This window comes from Pantoea sp. Morm (genome assembly GCF_016643525.1).
Classification (GTDB): Bacteria; Pseudomonadota; Gammaproteobacteria; order Enterobacterales; family Enterobacteriaceae; genus Pantoea; species Pantoea dispersa.
In genome coordinates this window covers 73,918-95,734 of the sequence record NZ_VOQX01000001.1, presented here as the reverse complement: position 1 = coordinate 95,734, position 21,817 = coordinate 73,918, and the positions used below count along the sequence as shown (strand labels likewise).

At 56.9% G+C, this 21,817-nt stretch carries 19 protein-coding genes; 9 read left to right on the top strand and 10 right to left on the bottom strand.

Annotated features, from left to right (window positions below):
* Positions 1–54 precede the first annotated feature (54 nt).
* The 3 genes from FT726_RS00395 to FT726_RS00385 all read left to right on the top strand — a co-directional run bounded on the left by FT726_RS00395 (position 55) and on the right by FT726_RS00385 (position 2,347).
* On the top strand, positions 55–1,074 hold the full coding sequence (locus FT726_RS00395; protein ID WP_288424954.1) for a LacI family DNA-binding transcriptional regulator: 1,020 nt from the start codon (positions 55–57) through the stop codon (positions 1,072–1,074).
* Positions 1,075–1,175: 101 nt separating this feature from the next.
* Positions 1,176–2,057, top strand: coding sequence for a glutathione-dependent disulfide-bond oxidoreductase (gene yghU / locus FT726_RS00390; RefSeq protein WP_021507780.1), 882 nt, complete (start codon positions 1,176–1,178; stop codon positions 2,055–2,057).
* Positions 2,057–2,347 (top strand): DUF1330 domain-containing protein, encoded by a 291-nt coding sequence (locus tag FT726_RS00385; protein WP_021507781.1) that lies wholly within the window; start codon positions 2,057–2,059, stop codon positions 2,345–2,347. Before yghU ends, FT726_RS00385 begins: the two co-directional genes overlap by 1 nt.
* 75 nt (positions 2,348–2,422) lie before the next feature.
* Here FT726_RS00385 and FT726_RS00380 read toward each other — a convergent pair whose 3' ends face one another.
* Positions 2,423–3,517, bottom strand: coding sequence for a YncE family protein (locus FT726_RS00380; RefSeq protein WP_288424957.1), 1,095 nt, complete (start codon positions 3,515–3,517; stop codon positions 2,423–2,425).
* 205 nt (positions 3,518–3,722) lie between these two features.
* On the opposite strand from FT726_RS00380, the gene FT726_RS00375 reads away from it, so the two are divergent.
* Positions 3,723–4,652: a glycosyltransferase family 2 protein gene (locus FT726_RS00375; RefSeq protein WP_288424959.1), complete on the top strand. Its 930-nt coding sequence runs from the start codon at positions 3,723–3,725 to the stop codon at positions 4,650–4,652.
* 29 nt (positions 4,653–4,681) lie between these two features.
* Here the strand turns inward: FT726_RS00375 and FT726_RS00370 are convergent, their stop codons facing one another.
* From FT726_RS00370 to FT726_RS00345, 6 genes are all read right to left on the bottom strand, one after another.
* Positions 4,682–5,929, bottom strand: coding sequence for an O-antigen ligase family protein (locus FT726_RS00370; RefSeq protein WP_346302300.1), 1,248 nt, complete (start codon positions 5,927–5,929; stop codon positions 4,682–4,684).
* A complete protein-coding gene (locus tag FT726_RS00365; protein ID WP_346302299.1) occupies positions 5,930–6,898 on the bottom strand; it encodes a glycosyltransferase family 8 protein in 969 nt (322 codons plus the stop codon).
* 209 nt (positions 6,899–7,107) lie between these two features.
* Positions 7,108–7,785 carry an SDR family NAD(P)-dependent oxidoreductase gene (locus tag FT726_RS00360; RefSeq protein ID WP_166719783.1) on the bottom strand — a complete coding sequence of 226 codons (678 nt, stop codon included), beginning with the start codon at positions 7,783–7,785 and terminating at the stop codon, positions 7,108–7,110.
* Complete coding sequence (locus tag FT726_RS00355; RefSeq protein ID WP_346302298.1) at positions 7,782–8,972, bottom strand: exo-alpha-sialidase; 1,191 nt, start codon at positions 8,970–8,972, stop codon at positions 7,782–7,784. Before FT726_RS00355 ends, FT726_RS00360 begins: the two co-directional genes overlap by 4 nt.
* A 1-nt stretch (position 8,973) precedes the next feature.
* On the bottom strand, positions 8,974–10,395 hold the full coding sequence (locus FT726_RS00350) for a sodium:solute symporter family protein (RefSeq protein ID WP_346302297.1): 1,422 nt from the start codon (positions 10,393–10,395) through the stop codon (positions 8,974–8,976).
* Positions 10,396–10,705: 310 nt separating this feature from the next.
* Positions 10,706–11,944 (bottom strand): MFS transporter, encoded by a 1,239-nt coding sequence (locus FT726_RS00345; RefSeq protein WP_282996790.1) that lies wholly within the window; start codon positions 11,942–11,944, stop codon positions 10,706–10,708.
* 418 nt (positions 11,945–12,362) lie between these two features.
* Here FT726_RS00345 and FT726_RS00340 point away from each other — a divergent pair, with 418 nt between their 5' ends.
* Together FT726_RS00340 and FT726_RS00335 are read left to right on the top strand one after the other, a co-directional pair.
* A complete protein-coding gene (locus FT726_RS00340) occupies positions 12,363–12,962 on the top strand; it encodes a hypothetical protein (protein WP_215480812.1) in 600 nt (199 codons plus the stop codon).
* A 282-nt stretch (positions 12,963–13,244) separates the two neighbouring features.
* Complete coding sequence (locus FT726_RS00335; protein WP_288424970.1) at positions 13,245–15,632, top strand: glucose/quinate/shikimate family membrane-bound PQQ-dependent dehydrogenase; 2,388 nt, start codon at positions 13,245–13,247, stop codon at positions 15,630–15,632.
* A gap of 78 nt (positions 15,633–15,710) precedes the next feature.
* On the opposite strand, the gene FT726_RS00330 is transcribed toward FT726_RS00335, so the two are convergent.
* From FT726_RS00330 to FT726_RS00320, 3 genes are all read right to left on the bottom strand, one after another.
* Entirely contained in the window at positions 15,711–16,922 is a 1,212-nt protein-coding gene (locus tag FT726_RS00330; protein WP_346302296.1) for an MFS transporter, read from the bottom strand.
* 111 nt (positions 16,923–17,033) lie between these two features.
* Positions 17,034–17,924, bottom strand: coding sequence for a LysR family transcriptional regulator (locus tag FT726_RS00325; protein ID WP_058759280.1), 891 nt, complete (start codon positions 17,922–17,924; stop codon positions 17,034–17,036).
* 108 nt (positions 17,925–18,032) lie between these two features.
* The gene (locus tag FT726_RS00320; RefSeq protein WP_021507794.1) at positions 18,033–18,401 is read right to left on the bottom strand and encodes a helix-turn-helix domain-containing protein; all 369 of its coding nucleotides are present in this window, start codon (positions 18,399–18,401) and stop codon (positions 18,033–18,035) included.
* A gap of 189 nt (positions 18,402–18,590) precedes the next feature.
* Here FT726_RS00320 and FT726_RS00315 point away from each other — a divergent pair, with 189 nt between their 5' ends.
* The 3 genes from FT726_RS00315 to FT726_RS00305 all read left to right on the top strand — a co-directional run bounded on the left by FT726_RS00315 (position 18,591) and on the right by FT726_RS00305 (position 21,802).
* Positions 18,591–19,250 carry a response regulator gene (locus FT726_RS00315; RefSeq protein WP_021507795.1) on the top strand — a complete coding sequence of 220 codons (660 nt, stop codon included), beginning with the start codon at positions 18,591–18,593 and terminating at the stop codon, positions 19,248–19,250.
* A complete protein-coding gene (locus FT726_RS00310; protein WP_058759279.1) occupies positions 19,247–20,605 on the top strand; it encodes a HAMP domain-containing sensor histidine kinase in 1,359 nt (452 codons plus the stop codon). Before FT726_RS00315 ends, FT726_RS00310 begins: the two co-directional genes overlap by 4 nt.
* A gap of 330 nt (positions 20,606–20,935) precedes the next feature.
* Complete coding sequence (locus FT726_RS00305; protein WP_021507798.1) at positions 20,936–21,802, top strand: nucleoside-specific channel-forming protein Tsx; 867 nt, start codon at positions 20,936–20,938, stop codon at positions 21,800–21,802.
* The last annotated feature ends 15 nt before the right edge of the window (positions 21,803–21,817 follow it).

Sequence of the window (21,817 nt, the reverse complement as noted above, 5' to 3'; positions counted from 1 at the left end):
AATATCGCTTTCTGGCAGGCTGTCTGAACGCGATTTTTGATGGAATTCACTCAGATGAAAACAATGACGCTGGCCGAACTGGCTAAGCGGGTGGGCGTGGGCGTCGCCACGGTGGATCGGGTGCTGAACGACCGGGGCGGCGTGTCGCCCGCGATGACGAAAAAGATTTTACTGGCGGCGCGCGAAGCGGGTTTGAAACGCATCCTGCCGGAGGAACACCGCCACGCGTGGCAGATAGAAGTGCTGCTGAGCGGTAACGGTTCCTTCTTCTTTCAACAGCTGGCGCAGGATTTTGCCCGGCTGGCGGATGAGCTCGGCTATCGTCGTCTGCGGCTGCACCGCACGCTGATTCCGGAGCATGCGCCCGAAAAGCTGGCGGCGCATATCGAAGCCAGCAGCAAAAAGATGGACGGGCTGATTGTTTTCGCCCATGAAAATCCGCTGATTTACGCGGCGCTTGAGGCCTGTAAAGCGCGTGGCGTACCGGTCATCACGCTGGTGGCCGATCTGCCTGATGCGCCGCGCCTGTGTCATGTCGGTGTTGATCAGCTGAAGGCCGGACGCACCGCCGCGCTGATGCTCGGCAGCATGCTGCCCGTGGCGGGAGATGTGGTGCTGGTTAGCGGTCGCGCCGATTACGCCGCGCACCGTCTGCGCATCGAAGGGTTTCAGGCAGTGCTGGCGGAGCGTTTCCCGCATCTGCGGCTGCGGGAGATCATCGCAGGCCAGGACGAGCGCGAGCGCATCAGCCGGCTGCTGGAGAAAACGCTGGCCGCATCGCAGCAGATTGTCGGCTTGTACAATACCGGCATGGGCAACACGCAGATTCACGAAGCGCTGGCGCGCCACCGGCTGTGCGGCAAGGTGGTGTATGTTACGCACGAACTTTACCAAACCACCCGTGAGCTGCTGGCCAAACGCGTGCTGACGATGACGCTCGATCAAAACACTCTGCGTCACGCACAACTGGCGCTGACGCTGCTGCTGCGACATCTGGAAGAGGGTGAGCAACCAGAGACCTATCAGCCCGGCAAAGTCGACTTTATGCTGTTTACGCAAGAGAATTTTGCCTGATTCGACTTTGTCTTTTATCGCCAGCGCGGTTAAATCGGCGTGATAGCGTGCTGCTACACTCAGTAGCAGCAAAAATCTTCTCACAACAAGGCGAACGCATTATGTCGGAAAATCAGTATCAGCCCGCGAAAGTCTGGACCTGGGACCCGGAAGCCAAAGGTAACGGGGCAAAGACTAACCGTCCAACCGCCGGGCCGACGCATGAGCAAACGCTGCCGGTCGGTAAGCATCCGCTGCAGCTCTATTCGCTGGGGACGCCAAACGGCCAGAAAGTGACCATTCTGCTGGAAGAGCTGCTGGCGCTCGGCGTGCAGGAAGCGGAGTATGACGCCTGGCTGATCCGCATCGGCGATGGCGATCAGTTCTCCAGCGGCTTCGTTGAGGTTAACCCCAACTCAAAAATTCCGGCGCTGCGCGACCACTCGATCACGCCGCCACTGCGCGTGTTTGAATCCGGCAATATCCTGCTCTATCTGGCAGATAAATTCGGCCACTTTATTCCCTCTGACGTGGCGGGCCGCACTGAAACCCTGAACTGGCTGTTCTGGCTGCAGGGATCCGCGCCCTACCTTGGCGGCGGTTTCGGCCACTTCTATCACTACGCGCCAGAAAAAATTGAATACGCCATTAACCGTTTCACGCTGGAGGCCAAACGTCAGCTTGATGTGCTGGATCGCCAGCTGGCGGACCACCGTTTCCTCGCCGGCGACGAATATACCATTGCCGATATCGCGACCTGGCCGTGGTACGGCAATCTGGTGCTGAACAACCAGTACGGCGGCGGCGAATTCCTCGATGTGCAGTCGTACAAAAATGTGGTGCGCTGGGCAAAAGAGATTGCCGACCGTCCGGCGGTGATCCGCGGGCGTAAAGTGAATCGGGCATTTGGCGCCGAGCCGCAGGATCAGCTGCTGGAACGGCACGATGCGAGCGATTTTGATACCAATACTGAAGACAAGCGTCAGGCGCGAGGCGAACAATAATGGCCGCATATGTCGTTATGATTAAAGACGAAACGCTGGATAAAGATGAGCTGGCCACCTATTCGCAGAAAGCCGGCGCGGCGCGTGGCGATCACCACATCACGCCACTGGCTTTCTACGGCGATCTGGAGGTACTGGAAGGGCGCGATGCTGAAGGCGTGGTGGTGCTGCAGTTTGAAGATGCTGAAGCCGCCAAAGCCTGGTACTTCAGCCCGGCCTACCAGGAAGCCAAAGCGCATCGCCTGAAAGGCGCCAACTACCGCGTACTGCTGGTGAACGGCGTGGCGTAATGGATGACGTAACCCGTTGCTAAGCACGGGTTATCCGCGGCGCGATCCCTCGCGCCGCGATTAAACCCAGCGCGGTTAATCCAGCGTAATCCGCACCACGCTATCCGGCCCTTGCGGCGAGCGATCTTTATTGAGCCCCTGCTTCACCGTCACGTACAGCGTCTGACCATCTGGCGACACCAGCAGGCTGTTAGGGTGGGTCGGCAGCGTCCAGCTATTTTTCACTGCGTAAGTCGTCGCGTCCAGCTGCAGCACTTTGCCGCCGAGTCGCTGGCTGATGTAAATCTCGTTGCGCTTCGCATTGAATTTGATGCCAAGCGAATCGCCGACATCCAGGCGTTTGATCACCTTACCGCTGCGCTCATCAAATACCAGCGTGGTTTTGCCCTTAGAATTGTCAGTGACGTACAGGCGGCCATTGGCGGCATCTTCCGCCAGATTTAACAGCAGATACTCCTTGCCATCGCCTGGCGTCCAGCGCTGCTCAATTTTGTGACTGCGCGGATTAATCACCAGCACTTCGCCACTGCCGTTCGCCGCGTAAATACGGTCGGTTGACGCCGAATAGAGCAACCCGGTCACCCACTTACCGGCGTTTTTGATGGTGGTTTTCAGCCGCAGCGTATTCGCATCGACCACCCAAATCATCGCCGGATTCTCAATCGCACCGATGTACAGCAGGCCGTCATGCAGCAGGATTTCACGCGCGCCAACCGGATTGCCTTTGTCGTTTTTCAGGCCAAACAGCAGACGCTGCAGCACTTTACCGCTTCTGGCGTCCACTTTTGTCACGCCACCGTCCAGCGTGTTGGTAATGTACAGCACGCTGCCGTCCGGTGAAGCCGTCATGCCAAAGTTTTTCAGATCGGTGTGGGTTTCGCCCAGCGTCGCCAGCGTGCGGGCATCCAGGCGATACAGCACGCCACCGTTGACGGTTTTAAACGCCTGCGCGCTGGCCACATACAGCGCAGCCGGATCGCCCGGCACATAGGCCATTTCATACAGGCCGTCGCCCAGTTCACGCTGCTGTACCTTCGCCGCTGCCGCTGGCTTAGCCGCGGCGGCAGGCGCTACTGATTTTTTAGCCGGCGCCTGACAGGCGCTCAGGCTCATGGCTGCCAGCAGCGCCAGAGCCAGCGCGGTGGCGCGCGGGCGTAATGATGAAGTCATTGCTGTCTCCGGTAAGGACCGATGGGTTACCTGCGCGAGCAGGAAGCATAAAAAGGAATGAGAATCATACGCATTATTGTATCAGTCGTAAATGTGCCTGATCGGTGGCAGGAGGCGCAGAGCTGCGCTGCGTCAATGCCCTCCCCTCAAATTGCTACTTGTAGTATGCTTGACGGCATTCCTGCCACAGATGTTGATTTAAAAAATGATGGTTCCTGACTATTTAATCAGTGTGTTGCTAACGGCCCATAACAGTGAAAAATTTCTGCCTGACACGCTGGCGAGTTTAGAAAAGGCCTGTCATGGTGTTGAGCAGTATATTGAATTTATTCTTATCAATGACGCATCCGTCGACAACACAGCAGCGTTACTCGATGATTTTTCCCGGCGACATCCGCAGGCGAAAGTATTTAATATTGATTACCGCAACATTGGCCGGGTGCGTAATTTTGGCGTTCAGCAGTGCAGCGGTGAATATATTACGATGCTGGATGGCGACGATCAGTTGCTGGCCGACGCCCTCGCCGATATTGTCCGCTACCTGAAAAGCCATCGTCCGGACGCACTGTTCACGGCGCTTAATGAGGTATATGAATCCCGGCCTCAGCACATCACGTGGCAGGGCCTGCAGGCGGAAACACTGTCACGGCATCAGGCCATTGAAAAATTCCTGATTCATCGCGATTTGCAGGCGCACTTTATCGGTCAGTTTATTAAGCGCACCATGCTGCTGGCACATCCCTTCCCGGATTATACCTGTTACGAGGACGCATGGCTTTTCCCGGAAATCCTGGTCAGCAGTGATGCAATCGCTTATAGCCGCCAGAGCCCTTATCTCTATTTTAAACGCGGCAACAGCTTATCCAGCCAGCTGGATAAACACAAAATTTCACTCTTAGTGAGCGCAACGCAGCATATGGATGAGGTGTTGCAGGCGCGCTATCGTAATCTGCTATCCTGCCACTGGATTAATATTGCACATAAACATCGGAAAGCCCTGGATAATCCTGACGACAGGAAGCAGGTTATTGAGGCGATCACTAAAATCAGGCCGCTGTCTTTTCTTTTCGATAGTAAAATCAGAACCAGCTTTAAAAAGAAATATCTGGCTCTGAAGTTAAACAAACCGCTGTAACTACCGGGCGCTATGGCAGCGCCGGTTTATCAGGACGATGCTTTCTCAGGCGGATGAATCATGGCATAGCTGATGATAATCGCCATCACCAGGATTAGCACCGAACCACTCTGAATTAACACCGTGTCGGTCAGCCCAAAGATGATAATTGACAGCGGCAGCAGCGTTAATCCGGCGACGCCGCGGCGTGCGGCTACTATCAGTAGCACCAGGTAAAAAATCAGCAGGGAAAGTGCGCCAGCGATCCCCTGCAGCGAAAGCGTTTCAAGGAGATCATCGTGCAGGTGATACATGACGTTTTTATACGCTTCGGGATTGTGGCGCTCATGCTGCGTGATGTATTCCCGCGCTTTTGCCGTGCGCTGATCCGGACTTTGCCCCAGCAGCGACCACGAAACGCTGTGCCAGCCGCCTTTCCAGATAGAGAAACGGGCACCAATCGAGGTGTTGTTGTTGGTTTGATAAGTATCGACTTCATTGTGGATGCTGTCTAAGCGCTGCCAGACGCTGCCCGGCATAAATAAAGCGCCCACGATAATAAACAGCGCTAACACCACCAGCGAAATTTTACCCGCCCAGCGATGGGTAAAATAAAACCAGGCCAGATAAATCAGTGGCAGGGTTAATACGCCGGCGCGTGACTCGGTCAGAATCATCAGCATCATATTCACGACAAAAACCGCGCTGAATAAGATCATTTGTCCGCCGCGATGGGAGATTACCCGGTGGCCGGTGTACAAAGTACAGAGCGCCAGCGCGGTAATCAGATAAGAGACGGTACCGGCGGAATCGGTCAGCAATCTGATGCGGGTCAGCGTTTTTGCGTGTTCACTGATAGCGAAACCTAACGTCACCAGCAGCCCGACAAATAAGATGGCGCTGCAGGTTATCAGGAGTGGACGGCTAAGATAGTGGCGCCACGCGACGATAAAATAGCTGAGAAAAGCCGCGATAATAAACAGCTTACCGCCCTGGAAGTAGTTATTCACCACATCACTGAATTCAGCGTGGGAAAACATCTTTGCCCAGATGAGCCTGACCAGCCCAATGAAGAGCAGCGGAAGCGCTACCGTTATGGCCGTTTTATCTGTTAGCCACTGTTTTTTCACCGCCAGAATTACTAAATACAGAGCCACCAGATAACTGGAAAAATAGAATATTTTGCGCGGTAAGGCTTCAACCACCAGTGACGACGCCAGCGCGATACTCAGCAGCACAAAACAGAGCTGGTAAATATTTTTTCCCGTCATCAGCTGGCGAAAAGCGTGAGCTTGCACTTAACAATACCTCATCTTGATATGTTTCAGGCGCCACAGCATGGCCTGCCACCATCTTTTTTGACGAAAAAGCGACTTATACATTCTTTTTGCCTGCTGCGCATTGGCTGGCTGGTCAAACGCCATGGTGGACAGCGGTGAATCCTGATAAATATCGCGATAATGGTGAACCACAAACTGTTGATTCCATACCTGCCAGGGCTTATCCGCACCGGCATAATGAATCAGGCAGGTTTCCGCCGGCACGTCGAGCGTATAGCCACGATCGTCATGGGCCAGCATGGTCAGGGTATTGAAGCGAGGAGAAACAAAAGTCACTTTATCTTCCAGTAAAATATTCAACGCATCCTGGTCGAGATACTGGAAGTTTCGCCCGTGTTCGGACAGTAAAGTAAACGCGCGTTCGCTGATATTGCCAGCGCGCCATTGCGCCACATCAATCAGCATCATGCCGGCGTTAAAATAGCGCTCGCCGCGCAAGCCGGCATTCTTCGCCAGCACCGGCTGCAGCGAGGCAATTTCACCGACCACCAGCGCAACCGCCTTAGGGCCGGTCGGGATCTGCCACAGTTCATTGAGCGGATTAATGCACACCATATCGGCATCAAGATAGAGCAGTTTTTCCGCCTGCGGCAAAATCAGCGGTGCCAGAAAGCGGTAGTAGGTCGCACGGGTAAAAAGTTCGGTGACCGGCAGCGTGGCAAACAGCTGGTCCGGCAGATGATGCAGCGTCACGCCGTGGCGCGATCCCTGAAACAGCCTGGCGAGCCGGGGGTTATCGGCCGGTGTCAGTTCTGACGAGATCAGATGGAAATGATACACGCGGTCTCCGGCGTGTTTCATGATGGACAGAATCGTGATTAGCGCATGCGCTTTAAACTTTCCGTCAACGCCAAAAACAATATGTTGATCGCTCTGTACCGGAAAAAGTGGTTCGGTGTTTATTTCCTGAAGAACATCATGATTCATTGCGCGCTTCTCTGCTGCGGAGCGCTACACTCCGTAACCACTTAATATGTAGACAATAAAATTGGGTTTACCAAAACGGTGAAAAGATTACCATTTTGGTAAACCCAAAGAAAGCGTAGCACGATAAGCCAGGAGTTTTCGCAGACGAGACATAATCAGCCTCTTCCATCCTGTTTTTTACGATGGGAGAGGCACGCTGGAGAATAAAGCTACAGCGACGCGCCGCCGCAAATTACCAGCTCCTGTCCGGTAATGGCAGCGGCAGCCGGCGACAGCACAAAACCCGCCAGCGCGGCCACCTCTTCGGGATGGATATAGCGTCCGATAGGCGGCAGTTGCGGCGGCGAGCTGGCGCGGTCCGGCTGCAGCAGCATCGGCGTGGCGGTGGCACCGGGAGCAATCACGTTGACCGTAATGCCCTGCGGAGCCAGTTCGGCGGCCCAGCTGCGCGCCATGCCTACCATCGCCGCCTTGGTGCTGACATACTGGCTGCGATTCGCCGCGCCGCGTGACGTGCGGCTGCCGAGCAGCAGAATACGATCGCCGTGGCCCATCTGCGGCAGCAAGGTGTTGGCCATGATTTGCGCCACCTGCACGTGCAGATACCACAGCCGCGCCCCCTGCTCTTCCTCCAGCTCACCCAGCGGCGCGGCCAGCATCATGCCTGCCGCGTGCACCAGCGCATCCACCTTCGCCAGCCCGGCCAAAGCTCGTTTCAGCTGACCGGCGTCAAACAGGTCGACGCTGACGGAGGTAAACGCCGGATGATCTTTCTCCACCGGCGTACGGCTAAAACCAGTGACCTGCCAGCCCTGCGTCAGCAGCTCATCGGCAATCGCCGCACCAATGCCGGAACTGACACCGGTCACCAGCGCGTGGCGGCTCATGCTTTGTCCCTCACCCAGCTCTCCTCCACGCGCACGTACTTGATGGCCTGGCGAAAATAGGTGTAGGCAATGTGCAGTGCGCCGTCCGCGCTCTGCTTAATGCTGGGATAGGAGAACTCGCGGTTCAGTTTCTGCTGTGAATTGTTGGTCATGCAGTAACCGTCCCCCTCATCCAGATTACGCTGCCACGGCCAGCTCATCCCGCCATCGGCAGAAATAGCCAGCGTCATCGGTGCGCGCGGAGCTCCCCAGAAGGCGGTGCGTGCGCCCTGAACCACCGGCTGCGCCGCCACGGCCACCGCCGCATCATCTTCGTCTTCGATTTCGTCGTACAGTGACAGGCGACGCTCGCTGGCATCACGTGCGCTCATGGCGTTAAACACCAGCGCCAGATGGCCGTTGTGCAGCGTAGTCACCTGAATCGATGAGTTATTATTTGGCAGATCGGTCGCCTGCGGCGTGCTCCAGCTTTCACCGCCGTCGTCCGAACGACTCTGGTAGATATAATCAGCCCAGCGGCTGCGATACAGCGCCAGCAGGCTGCCATCCTGCAGCAGCGTAATGTTCATGTGCACGCAGCCGAGGCTGTCCGGCACCGCCACATCGCGCCAGCTCTGGCCTTTGTCACTGGAGATTTTTACCGCACTGATGTCATCGTTGCCCACCCATTTCACTCCCGGCTGGGTGCGACAATAGAACACCGGCAGCAGCCAGTTGCCATTCGGCAGCACCACCAGCGGTTGGCGGATAAACGTGCCCGGCTGATCGAGCAGCGTATCGATGGCACTCCAGCTGTGACCCAAATCGTGTGACTGGCGATAGCGCACAATTGCCGTGTCCTGATTACCGGACTTCTGCGCGGTCCACAGCAGCCACAGCACGCCCTCGGGATCGAGGAACAGCACCGGATTCTGTTCCGATCGCGCCGGATCGTCGGATAACTGCCGGGGATCGCTCCACTGGGCGCTGCCCTGCGCCAGCCGCGAGCACCACACCGAAATATCCGCGATGCCTTCCTGCGTGCCGCCAAACCATACGCACAGCAGATCACCGTTCGGTAACGGCAGCAGGTTGGCGGCGTGGTTCTGCGGACAGACCGAAGGCAGCATCGCCGTGAGCTGCTGCGCGTCCTGCGCGTGCGGATGAAGCTTACCGTTGCGTTCGACGGTAATGGTTGAGTCGGTCATGTCAGGCTCCACTGTTTTGCATTGATGAATCAGGTGCATTTTTGCGCTGCGGCTGGCGTGACGGGATCAGGCGGTCAATCAGCATGATCACCGCCGGCGTCACCAGCGCGACGTACATATTGTTGATGCCGAACGGATCGCCCAGCAGATACCACAGCGAGGTCATGACGCAGGCACCAATCAGGCCGGCGTTCGCGCCGCGCGTACTTTTATAAAACGGCAGGTAGAAAGCGATGATCGCCACCACCGAAATCGACAGACGGATGGCGCGGGTAAAGAAAGATAGCTTCAGCACTTCCGGTACGAACAGCACGAAGATCAGCGGCAGGAAACCGATCAGCAGTGACAGCCAGCGCGTCATGCGAAATTCACGTTCCGGCGTCGGATTACGATATGGCACATAAAAGTCTTTCACCACCAGCGAAGCGATGGCCAGCGCCACGGTGCTGACGCTGACAAAAATCGATGCCACCAGCGAGGTGGTGACAATCCCTGCCAGCCACGGGCTCATGTCCTGCAGGAACACCGGCAGCGCGTACAGGCTGTTGATCTCCGGATGCAGATACTTTGCCGCCACGCCAATCAGCGCAATGGCGATGGCAATCGGCATACAGAAGAAGAAGGCGACCCAGGTCGCGCGCTTCGCAGACGACGCACTTTTGGTCGAGGCAATAGCCTGAATCACAAACTGGGTGCAGAAGATCGACCCGATGGTGCCAATCATCCAGGCAAAAATGGTGCTGGCGCCCACGTTACCGTCCCAGGTCCAGTAAAAGTGCGGCATCTCTTTGATCATCGGGCTGACGCCGCCGGTCATGTGCAGCGCCACGCCGAGAATGACCAGAATACCGATATATTTCAGGCCGCTGTGCAGCAGCGTCACCCAGGCGATGCCTTTCATGCCGCCGAACATAAAATAGAAGGTGCTGACCAGCGCGGTGATCACCGCCGCCGTGGTGAGATCAAGGTTCAGTACCGTAGAGATCGCCGCCGCACCGCTGACATAGTTACCGACGTTCACCAGCAGCAGCGCGTAGATCATGATGATAGAAATAATATTTTTGGTGGAGTTGCCATAGCGCTCGGCAATCGCGCCGGAAATGGTAATTTTGCCGGTATTGTAGATGCGTTTGACCAGCAAAAAACCAAACAGCGGAAAGCCGATAGCGGCACCGATCACCGACCAGGACGCGGCAAAGCCATCCTCAAAAGCCGCCTGCGCCGTACCGATGGTTGACTTGGCACCAATGTATTCAGACATCAGCATCACGCCGACCACAAACGCTGGCATCACGTTTGAACCCGCCATAAAGTCGCCGCTGTTTTTACTGCGCAACCGCCAGGTCAGCCAGGTAGTGAACAGGATGTAGGCAATGACAATCCCGACAATAATCACCATCCCTTCTGCAGAGAACTGTTTCATGTTGGCCTCATTGATAACGTAGGGTCGTGGTGCGTGCCGGGCTTCACACGCACCGTTAATGAGGCGGCCATGATTATTGTTGTTGCGTCGCTGCGCTGGCTACCCCGCACCGTGCAAAATGATTTACTTCACTCAAAAATGAATAAATTTACGCACGGGCAGGGCAATTTATAGATTAACTGGCGCTTAATTAGTTTGATCATGCTCACAAACAGTCAAATGTGATTAATAATAATCAAACTTAACTGTGTGAGATAGCGAGGCAGACTGCGTGCCCGGCCACGGCCACCGCGCCGGGCAGCCGCGAACGTCAGGCGAGACTGTCGTTTTCCAGTTTCTGCCGTTTACGCAGATGAGGGAACAGCGCCATCCACAGCGCCACGACCACCAGGGTGCCGACACCGCCAATCGCCGCTGCGGGCACCGCACCGAACCATGCGGCCAACAGGCCGGATTCGAACTCCCCCAGCTGGTTAGAGGTATTAATGAAGATGGCGTTGACCGCATTGACGCGCCCGCGCATCTCATCCGGCGTGTCCAGCTGCACCAGCGCGCCGCGAATCACCATGCTCACCATATCGAAGCCGCCGAGTGCCGCCAGCGCCAGCAGCGAGAGCCACAGCTGCGTCGACAGCGCAAATACCAGCGTAGCCAGACCAAAACCGGCTACCGAGCCAAACATGATCATGCCCACGTGCTTTTCCAGCTTGTGACGGCTGAGCCACACCCCGACCAGCAGCGCCCCGACCGACGGAGCACCGCGCAGCATGCCCAGCCCCCACGGACCGGTATGGAGAATATCCTGGGCGAAGATCGGCAGCAGCGCCGTGGCGCCGCCCAGCAGCACGGCAAACAGATCGAGCGAGATCACCCCAAGCACATCTTTGCGTTCGCGGATGAAGCGGACGCCGGCAAACATGGTGCTGAGGCTGGCCGGAATACGTGCCTGCGGCGGTCGTTCGTAGCGCAAACGGCTGACCAGCACAATCGACAACAGATAGAACAGCGCCGAAACACCGTACACCACCTCCGGCCCGGCCACGTACAGTAAGCCGCCCAGCGTCGGACCGACAATCACCGCCGCCTGACCACCCACCGAGCTGGCCGCCATGGCGCGCGCAAGGACGGGCGGCGGTACCAATGCTGGCAGCATTGAGGTGATTGCCGGCCACTCCAGCGCTTTGGCCAGCGAAATCAGGAATACCAGTCCCCAGATTTCAATCCGACCCGCCCAGTGCAGCAGCGTCAGCGTCACCAGCCCGAGCAGCGCCAGCCACTCTATCAGCTGCCCCAGCAGCACGATGCGGCGACGGTCATACTGATCCGCAAGGTGACCCGCCGGCAGCGCCAGCAATACCGAAGGTAAAAATTGCATCAGACCGATCATGCCCAGCGCCATAGCACTGTGGGTAAGCGCATAGATTTGCCAGCTGACGGCCACGGAGAACATCTGAAAACCAAACGATGAACAGGTACGCGCCAGCCAGAAGGCGACGAACGACCTGTGTCGCAGCAGCGAATCTTCCGCTGCGGTGACCGGTGAACCCATAGTTTTATCCCATCCTGAAGCAGAACCGGCCGGCGTCATGGCACCGGCCTGGTGAAAAGCCACCATCGGCTTTCCTTATGTTTTTCACGCCATAGAGTGCGATAACTGACCGGGGCAGGCAATGGCTGGATGTGCGCTGTAAAAACAGGTGCTTATCCGGATTGACAGTTAAACATGGCGTTCTGAATATTAGCAGACTGATTGTTTTACTTTGAAAATAGCCGAATCATTCCAGATAATTCAGTAAAGCGTTAATTAATGCCTGGCCAATCCTTTTTATCTCTTTATCAGAAACAGCTAAAAAAGGTGATCTTTGCCGGCGAATCGATCTATATTGCCCCCTGTGATAATCACAGCAGTCTTCCCGTCCTTATAATAATTAAGACGCTATCGTTCATTAATTTATTCATAGAGATAAATGGAAAACAATTCATACCATCCTTATGTCACTGAGCGTGTCTGTCGCTTCGACGGCACACCTATCGGCGCATGCTATTCAGCGTCCTTAATGCATTGCGTGCCGGAGCGTGATGCATTACTTCATGAAGGCGAGATAATTACCCAACATTATCAGTCAGCGGATGCTGCGGGATTAATAATTATTCCACTGGCGGGAAATAGTGTGATGTCCTTTTTGCATGACGTGGATAATTATTCCAGCCTGCAACATGAGAATGTAAGGCTGGCGATCAACTATGCCACTTTACGTCAGGCAGGATCCGCCTTACGCGCTGTGGCGTCTCGTTTTTCCTTCTGGCTTTACGATCTCGCGCCGCCGGGAACCGAGTGGAAAAATATTACCGATTTTCCCTTCAGCGGTATTGTTCTGAGCGATGACTTCTTCCGTGAAAATTATCTCAAGTTCAGCTTTCCTTTTCTGCTCGCTTCGCTGCGGGAAACACAAGCAGAGGTAATATTACGTACGCCTCAGCTCAAATTACCGGCCGAAGATTACCTGCATTTACAGCTAAGCGGCTGGCAAACGCAGCGGAGCTGTCATCCGCTCTTCCCGGGGTAAACGTTTACACAAAATTCTGCGCATCGGCGTTATCACCCGATTACGCCGGACAGGATGGTGCAATATCCTCATAAAATGTCGTGTCACTGCCTGATAAAAAGAGCAAAGCGCTAAAAAAATCAAACCTGTTAACGTTTTTAAGATAAAATTTAACGCAAAGGGATCATCCTGCTTAACGGAAAAGCACTGACAGAACACCTTAAGTCACTTCGTACTCTATGTCGGGATACAGCCTAATCGGTTGTTTCCTTTGATTTTATGGCAAAGAAAGAGGTCAATATTATGGGGAAAGCTTCCTCATCTTTTGGCGTAATTCGCTTCCTGACGGTGCTGTTTGCACTGCTGACGGGCGCATTTATGCTGATTGGCGGCGTTTGGTTAGCCGCCATTGGAGGTTCCTGGTACTACGTTATTGGCGGTGTGATTATGCTGATCACCGCTGTTCTGCTGTGGCGCCGTAGCGGTTCCGCACTGCTGCTGTATGCCCTGTTGCTGCTGGCAACGCTGGTGTGGGGTGTATGGGAAGTCGGCTTCGACTTCTGGGCGCTGGCCCCACGTACCGACGTGCTGGTGATCTTCGGTATCTGGCTGATTCTGCCGTTTGTGTATCGCGGCCTGAATCATGCGGGTAAAGGTGCGCTGGGTGCGATGGCCGTTGCGCTGGTAGCCAGCGTACTGGTGCTGGCGTGGGCAGTATTCCACGATCCGCAGGAGCTGAATGGCAACCTGCCGGACGCCGCTAACGTCCCGCAGGCCCAGCCGCTGAGTAACATCAACGATGCTGACTGGCCAGCCTACGCGCGTGACCAGCAGGGCACCCGCTTCTCGCCGCTGAAGCAGATCAACACCAGCAACGTGAAAGAGTTGCAGGTTGCCTGGCAGTTCCAGACCGGCGATCTCAAAACCGCCAACGATCCGGGTGAAATCACTGACGAAGTGACGCCGATTAAAATCCGCGACACGCTGTACCTTTGCTCGCCACACCAGATTCTGTTTGCGCTGGATGCGACGACCGGTAAGCAGAAGTGGAAATTCGATCCGGGCCTGAAGCCGAATCCTACCTTCCAGCACGTGACCTGCCGCGGTGTTTCATACCATGAAGTGCCTGCTGCTGCCGATGCCGCCAACAGCCAGCCTGCGCTGTGCTCACGCCGCATCTATCTGCCAGTGAACGACGGTCGTCTGTTCGCGCTGGATGCCGATACCGGTGCCCGTTGCCCATCCTTTGGTAACAACGGTGAGCTGGATCTGCAGCACAAGCAGCCGGTACAGACGCCAGGCCAGTATGAGCCTACGTCACCGCCGGTTATCACTGACACCACCATCGTCATTGCTGGTGCGGTCACCGATAACTACTCTACCCGTGAGCCGTCTGGTGCCATCCGTGGCTTTGACGTCAACACCGGTAAACTGCTGTGGGTGTTCGACCCGGGCGCGAAAGATCCTAACGCGATTCCGGCCGATGAACACACCTTCACCATGAACTCGCCGAACTCGTGGGCGCCGGCGGTATACGATCCAAAACTGGATACCGTTTACCTGCCAATGGGCGTTTCCACCCCGGATATCTGGGGCGGTAACCGCACACCAGAGCAGGAGCGCTACGCGAGCAGCGTTCTGGCGCTGAACGCCACCACCGGTAAGCTGGTGTGGTCGTATCAGACCGTGCACCACGATCTGTGGGATATGGACCTGCCGTCACAGCCGACGCTGGCCGATATCACGGACAAAGATGGCAACACCGTACCGGTGATTTATGCCCCGGCGAAAACCGGTAACATCTTTGTGCTGGATCGTCGTACCGGTAAGCCGGTCGTGCCTGCACCGGAGACGCCGGTACCGCAGGGCGCGGCGAAAGGTGACCACGTGGCACCGACCCAGCCGTACTCCGAACTGACCTTCCGTCCGAAACAGAATCTGACGGACAAGGACATGTGGGGCGCGACGATGTATGACCAGCTGGTGTGCCGCGTGATCTTCAAGCGTCTGCGCTACGAAGGTCCGTTCACGCCGCCGTCTGAGCAGGGTACGCTGGTGTTCCCGGGCAACCTCGGTATGTTCGAGTGGGGCGGCATCGCGGTTGATCCACATCGTCAGATCGCGATTGCTAACCCAATGGCGCTGCCGTTTGTGTCTAAGCTGATTCCGCGCGGTCCGGGCAACCCGATTGAGCCACCGCAGGGCGCAGAAGGCGGTTCCGGTACCGAAACCGGCATTCAGCCGCAGTACGGTGTGCCGTTTGGCGTCGAGCTGAACCCGTTCCTGTCGCCGTTTGGTCTGCCGTGTAAACAGCCGGCCTGGGGTTACGTTTCAGCGATCGACCTGAAGACCAACGAAACCGTGTGGAAGAAACGTATCGGTACCGTTCGCGATAGCGCACCGGTTCCGCTGCCGTTCAAAATGGGTATGCCAATGCTGGGTGGCCCAATCACCACCGCCGGTAACGTGTTCTTCATCGGCGCGACCGCAGATAACTACCTGCGCGCGTTCGATACCAACACCGGTGAGATGCTGTGGCAGGCTCGTCTGCCAGCGGGTGGCCAGGCTACGCCGATGACCTATGAAGTGAATGGCAAACAGTACGTTGTCATCGCGGCCGGTGGTCACGGTTCGTTTGGTACCAAGCTGGGCGATTACGTGATTGCCTATGCGCTGCCAGATGCGAAGTAATTTTTCGCACTGAAGTAAAAAAGCGGGCAATGCCCGCTTTTTTTTCACGCCAGTCAGGCATTACGCTCGATCCTGCGGTTAAGCTTTACGCAGCACCCGCGCATTCAATAGCGCGCACAGCGCCATAATCACGCAGGTGGCGAGAAACACCGGTCGCATACCAAACGCGCCGCCGATAAAGCCACCGAACAGCGGGCCGCTCACCTGGCCGACATACTGGGCTGAGGTCGCATAGCCCAGCATTTTCCCGACCTGCCGCTGCGGCACATTATGACGAATCAACGCCGTCACGCAGGGCATCAGGCCGCCCAGCGCCATCCCCATCAGGAAACGCAGCAGCACCAGTTGCCATGCCGCGCTAATAAATGCCTGCGGAATCAGCAGCAGCGCGCAGAACAGCAGGCCATAAATCAGCACGCGCGCATGTCCGATGCGGTCGGCCAGCCGGCCAAGGCGCGGCGCGGAGAGAATGCTGCCCAGCGCGGCGGCCGCCATCACCAGCCCGGCCGTCACCGTCACCGCGTGATCGCCGTGCACAAACTGCGCGATATACAGCGTGATAATCGGCTCAATCGACATATTGGCAAAAATCAGCAGCATGCCCGACAGCCACATCAGCCGCACCACTGGCCGGTTGATCGACGCCTCCGGCTCATCCCCCTCCCCGGCTGCGGCTTTCTTCGCCGCACGTGGCGCTTCTTTCAGCAGAAAAGTGGTGACGAGAAACGCAAGAAAAATCACCGCGCCGGTGAGCCAGAAAGTGTGGCGGATACCGATCAGCGGCGGCAGCACGCCGCCCAGCAGCGGGCCGACCACATTACCGGCCATGATGCCGGAGGACAGTACGCCCAGCGCCCAGCCGGTCTGCGCTTTCGGCGTTTGTGCCGCCACCAGTATGGTGGAACCCGACGCATAGCCACCGAGCAGGCCGGCCAGCAGGCGCAGCGCCACCAGCTGCCACGGCGCGGTGGCTATGCCAATCAGCGACATGGCGACGGCCATTCCGAGGCTGGCGCGGATCAGCATCAGCTTACGGCCATAGCGATCCGCCAGTTTGCCCCACAGCGGTGCCGTCAGCGCCGCGCTGAGAAAGGTGGCACCATAGGCGGCGCCTGACCAGCGCGCAATCGCTGCCGGTTCCTGCACGCCCAGCTGCTGCACATAGAGGGGCAGAAAGGGCAGCAGCAGGGTCATGGCGACGATAGTGCTGAACGAGCCCAGCACACAAACCCACAAATTTCGCCGCCAGTGTTGCTGCTCAGGCGCTAACGCGATAGAAGAGTGCGACATAGTGATATCCCTGTTTTTGGCTTTTTAGCAGGCTATCAGCGGTAGCACACAGAAAACAGGGAGAAGCGGATATTTGCCAGCCAGCGCGCTATTGTTGCCAGAAAACAACAATCACGGCGCACCCAGCGCGGTGATCAGCGCGTCGCAGAGTAAGGTGATCGGTGACGAGGGCTGCGGCTGCTCTTTCAGCAGCAGGTAACTGTGCAGGCGATCCATCTGCCATTCCGGCAGCACCTGCTGAATCTCGCCGCGCGCCAGCGCCTCCTGCGTCATATAGGCGGGCAGATACGCCACGCCGGTTCCGGCCAGGGCCGCATTAAGCAGCGCCATGCTGTTATTCGCGCGAAAGCGGCTGTGCACATCCAGCGCCAGGCGCTGCTTATCACGGCGAAACGGCAACGCCGCCGTGTGTGCCGGGCCGTGAAACAGCAGCAGATCGTGGCGCATCAGACGTTCGGGATGATCGATGGCCGGATGCGCGGCCAGATACGCTGGCGACGCATACAGTCCCCAGTCAATGCTGCTCAGTTCGCGGTAGTTTGCGACTTCCGGCGCACGCGCGCGGATCACAATCGCCACGTCCGCACTGGGCTGCGGATCGTCGCTGGTGGTCAGTTCGAGATCGACGTTGATGTGAATGTGACGGCGGATAAAGGTATTCAACGTCGGCACCACGCACTGGCAGCCGAAGGTGATCGGCGCCTGCAGCCGCACGTTGCCGGCAGGCTGCTGATGCACCTGCTGCACAAACGCGTCGGCGCGATGCATCTCTTCCAGCATGCGGGTGCAGAACGGATAGTAAGCCTGACCCAGCTCGGTCAGCGCCACTTTGCGCGTGGTGCGCTGCAGCAGTTTGATACCCAACCGCACCTCCAGCCGGGCAATTTCGCGGCTGACGTGCGATTTTGATACCCCCAGCGTACGGGCCGCTTCGCTGAAGCTTTGCCGCTCAACGACGCGTGCAAACAGCATCATGGCGGTGAGATTATCGCTGTTGTCCATGTTCTCTGGCTGATTCGAAAGAGTGAGAACCGCAGCTTAAAAGCAAAAACGCGAATGCGCACCCGATTTCCCGTTACGCAGCGGCCACGGGAAATCGGGCGAGGGATGTCACACCGCCACCGCTAGCGGAAACAGCAGGCGGTCCGGCTCGACGCGACGCTGACGCCGCAGCTGGCCTGGCGTGACGCGGAAATAATTTTTAAAGGTGCGGGTGTAAGCCTGCTGGGTATCAAAGCCGTAGCTCATCGCCACCTGCAGAATCGCCTCATCACTGTTGATCAGCGTGAGCGCTGACTCAGTCAGCCGGCGCTGGCGAATGTATTCTGCCAGTGAAAAACCGGTGTGCTGACGGAACAGACGTTGCAGATGCCAGCGGGAATACCCCGAGCGGCGTGCTACTTCATCCAGATGCAGATCGTGCCCTAAATTTTTTTCAATCCACTCCAGCAAACTACGGATAAATTCGCGCTGATTCATGACTTCCTCCGGCGTCGGTAAAATGTCCAGTGACGTCACTGTAGCGCGTTAAATTTATCCCTTAATTAGCAGAAAATTAGCGCAGAATTAGCAAGCAAAAAAACGGCTTTCCCGACGAAACAGCGCGCCAGGTTAATTCTGCGCTAATTATCGGGCGCTACACTGCGACAAGTTATTCAGGAGGGCATCATGCGTGTGCTGCTGGTAGAAGATGATGAAATGATCGGCGCCAACCTGCAGCAGGCGCTGGAGGCCGCCGGCTGGTCGGTGGACTGGGTGCGTGACGGCGTATTTGCCAGCAACGCCTGGCAGGAAGGCGGTTACACCTGCGTCCTGCTCGATCTCGGTTTACCGCGTGAAGATGGCATCAATGTGCTGCGCCGTGCGCGCACGCGCGGTGACATGACGCCGGTGCTGGTGCTGACCGCGCGTGATACCGTGCAGCAGCGCATCCAGGGCCTGGACAGTGGCGCCGATGATTACTTACTCAAACCCTTTGATCTGCAAGAGGTTCTGGCGCGTATGCGAGCCATCACCCGACGCCGCCACGGTGCGGCGGACTCCCTGCTGGGCAACGGCGACGTGCAGCTCGATATGATGACGCGTGAAGTGCTGTACAAAGGCCAGCGCGAGCAGCTAACCGCGCGTGAATACGCCCTGCTCTATGCGCTGCTGGAACGCCCGGGCGCGATCCTGTCGCGTGAGCAGTTAGAAAACCGCATCTACGGCTGGGGCGAAGAGGTCACCAGCAACGCCGTGGACGTGCTGATTCACGGCATGCGGCGCAAACTCGATAACGAAGTGATTCGCAACGTGCGCGGTCTGGGCTGGCGGGTGCCGGCAATATGAGATCTTTTACGTTTATGCGGTCGCTGCGCAACAAACTGCTGGCCACGCTGGTGCTGCTGCATCTGGCGATGATCGGCGGTGTCACCTGGTATTTCTACCACTGCTATGGCGACATGATGGGCACCATGAAGGACGACCAGCTCGCCAAAATTGCCGATGCCTGGTCAAGCAGCCAGCGCATGCCGGCACTGATGCCGATGGTGATGCAGCAGGAGAAGCTGAAAAGTACCTATATCGTTCAGCTCTGGGACACCAATAATCACCTGCGCGCCAGTTCCTGGCCAGCGCTGCACGCGCCCCTGCAGAGCAAAAAAGGCTGGTCAGATTTAAAAGTTGGCGACTGCGGCGATGACTGCCAGTGGCGCGTTTACACCCGTCCCGGCGAGCTGGGCAGTGAGATCGGCAATATTCAGGTGCTGCACAACGTCGGCTATATGAAGAGCTTGATGGTGAAACGCGTACTCTCCGCCATCATTCCGCTCATCCTGATGATGCCGCTGTCGCTGCTGGTGATCTGGCTGGTGGTGCGGGCCATTACGCGCGATCTGCGCGTGGCGTCGCGCCAGATTGCGGCGCAGGAAACCCTGCATCCGCACAGCGTGTCGCCGGACGGTCTGCCGGACGAAGTGCTGCCGCTGGTCGATGCTTATAACTCGCTACTGGATAAACTACGCGCGGCCTGGTCGTCACAACGCCAGTTCCTTGAGGATGCCGCGCATGAACTGCGCACGCCGGTCACCGCCGTCACGTTACAGCTGGAGAACCTGCGTCAGCACATCCTGCCGGGCGAAGCCAGCCGCCAGTTTGATCAGCTGGAAGCGGGCGTCACGCGCACGCGCCATCTGGTGACGCAGTTGCTGAATATTTCACGCCAGGAGGATCAGTCCGTGGTCGCCAGCGTCGAGACCATTGAGCTTGATGACCTGCTGAAGGAGAGCATTGAGCAGCTGATGGTGGTGGCTGACAAGCGCGGCATTGATATCGGCTTCAACGGCACCGCGCACTATCGTCTGCACGCCAGCCGCTCCGATCTGCGCAGCCTGTTCGATAACCTGATAGGCAACGCCATGCTGCACACGCCGGAAGGCAGCCTGGTGGATGTGCTGCTGCATCGCGTCGGTCATCATACGGTAGTGGATATTGTCGATAACGGCCCCGGCATGCCGGAGTCGTTTATTGAGCGCGCCTTCGATCGCTTTACCCGCTCGCCGGATGTCCAGGCGCAGGGCAGCGGCTTAGGATTATCGATCGTGCGCAGCGTGGCGCAGAAGCATCAGATGCAGGTGGCGCTGTCGAATTGCCTTAACCCGCAGGGTGAAGTGTGTGGCCTGCAGGTACGCGTAACCCTTCCCTGACGTCTTTCCTCTCCGGCGCGATAATCCGCGCCGGCTATTTTCTTCTCCTGCCAGTTCTCTGCGTATCCCGACAACGTAAACGGTTGCGGGGTTCCGTTCGTTACACGGCCTTTATGTGATCTAGTTCACATATTTACTGAATCGAAATGCAACACTTTTTGACAAACGTGATCAAAATCTATTTTCTATCGCTCTGTTACAGGCACATTACGCGGGCCTGAAAATCCGGCGCGTCAGACCGGCGACAACAGCACACTGCCCATCCCCTGGGATCGATTTCACCCGATCGCAGCATTTGCGCGGCGATCACGAGCAAGTGGTTAAAAAATAATGAAATTTAAAACGTTGATAGCAGGGGCCTTACTGGCCAGTAGCTGGACCGGCGCCGCACAGGCGGCGGAAAGCGATCCGCAGTACCTTTCTGACTGGTGGCATCAGAGCGTGAACGTGGTAGGCAGTTATCACACCCGCTTCGGACCCCAGTTCAACAATGATGTGTATCTCGAATACGAAGCCTTTACTAAAAAGGACTGGTTTGATTTCTACGGCTACCTTGACCTGACCAACTTCTTTGGCGTGGGTAACAGCAATGCCAACGGTATTTTTGACCACGGTTCGCCGATGTTCATGGAAATTGAGCCACGCTTCTCTATCGATAAGCTGACCGGCACCAGCCTGGCGTTCGGACCGTTCAAAGAGTGGTACTTCGCTAACAACTACATCTACGACATGGGTCGCAACAGCGACAGCCGTCAGAACACCTGGTATATGGGTCTGGGTACTGACATCGATACCCATAGCGATATCGGCCTGTCACTGAACGTGTACGCGAAATACCAGTGGGAAAACTACGGCGCGGCGAATGAAAATAGCTGGGATGGTTATCGCTTCAAGGTGAAATACTTTGTACCGATTACCGACCTGTGGGGCGGCAAGCTGAGCTATATCGGCTTCACCAACTTTGACTGGGGTTCCGATCTGCGTGACAAGTCTGACCGCTCGCGCACCAGCAACTCAATTGCCTCCAGCCACATTCTGTCGCTGAACTACGATCACTGGCATGTCTCTACCGTGGCGCGTTACTTCCACAACGGCGGCCAGTGGGCTGATGGCCAGGAGCTCAACTTCGGCAACGGTCCGTTTGAAGTGAAATCAACCGGCTGGGGTTACTACCTGGTGGTGGGTTACAACTTCTAAACCGCTTCCGGCGTG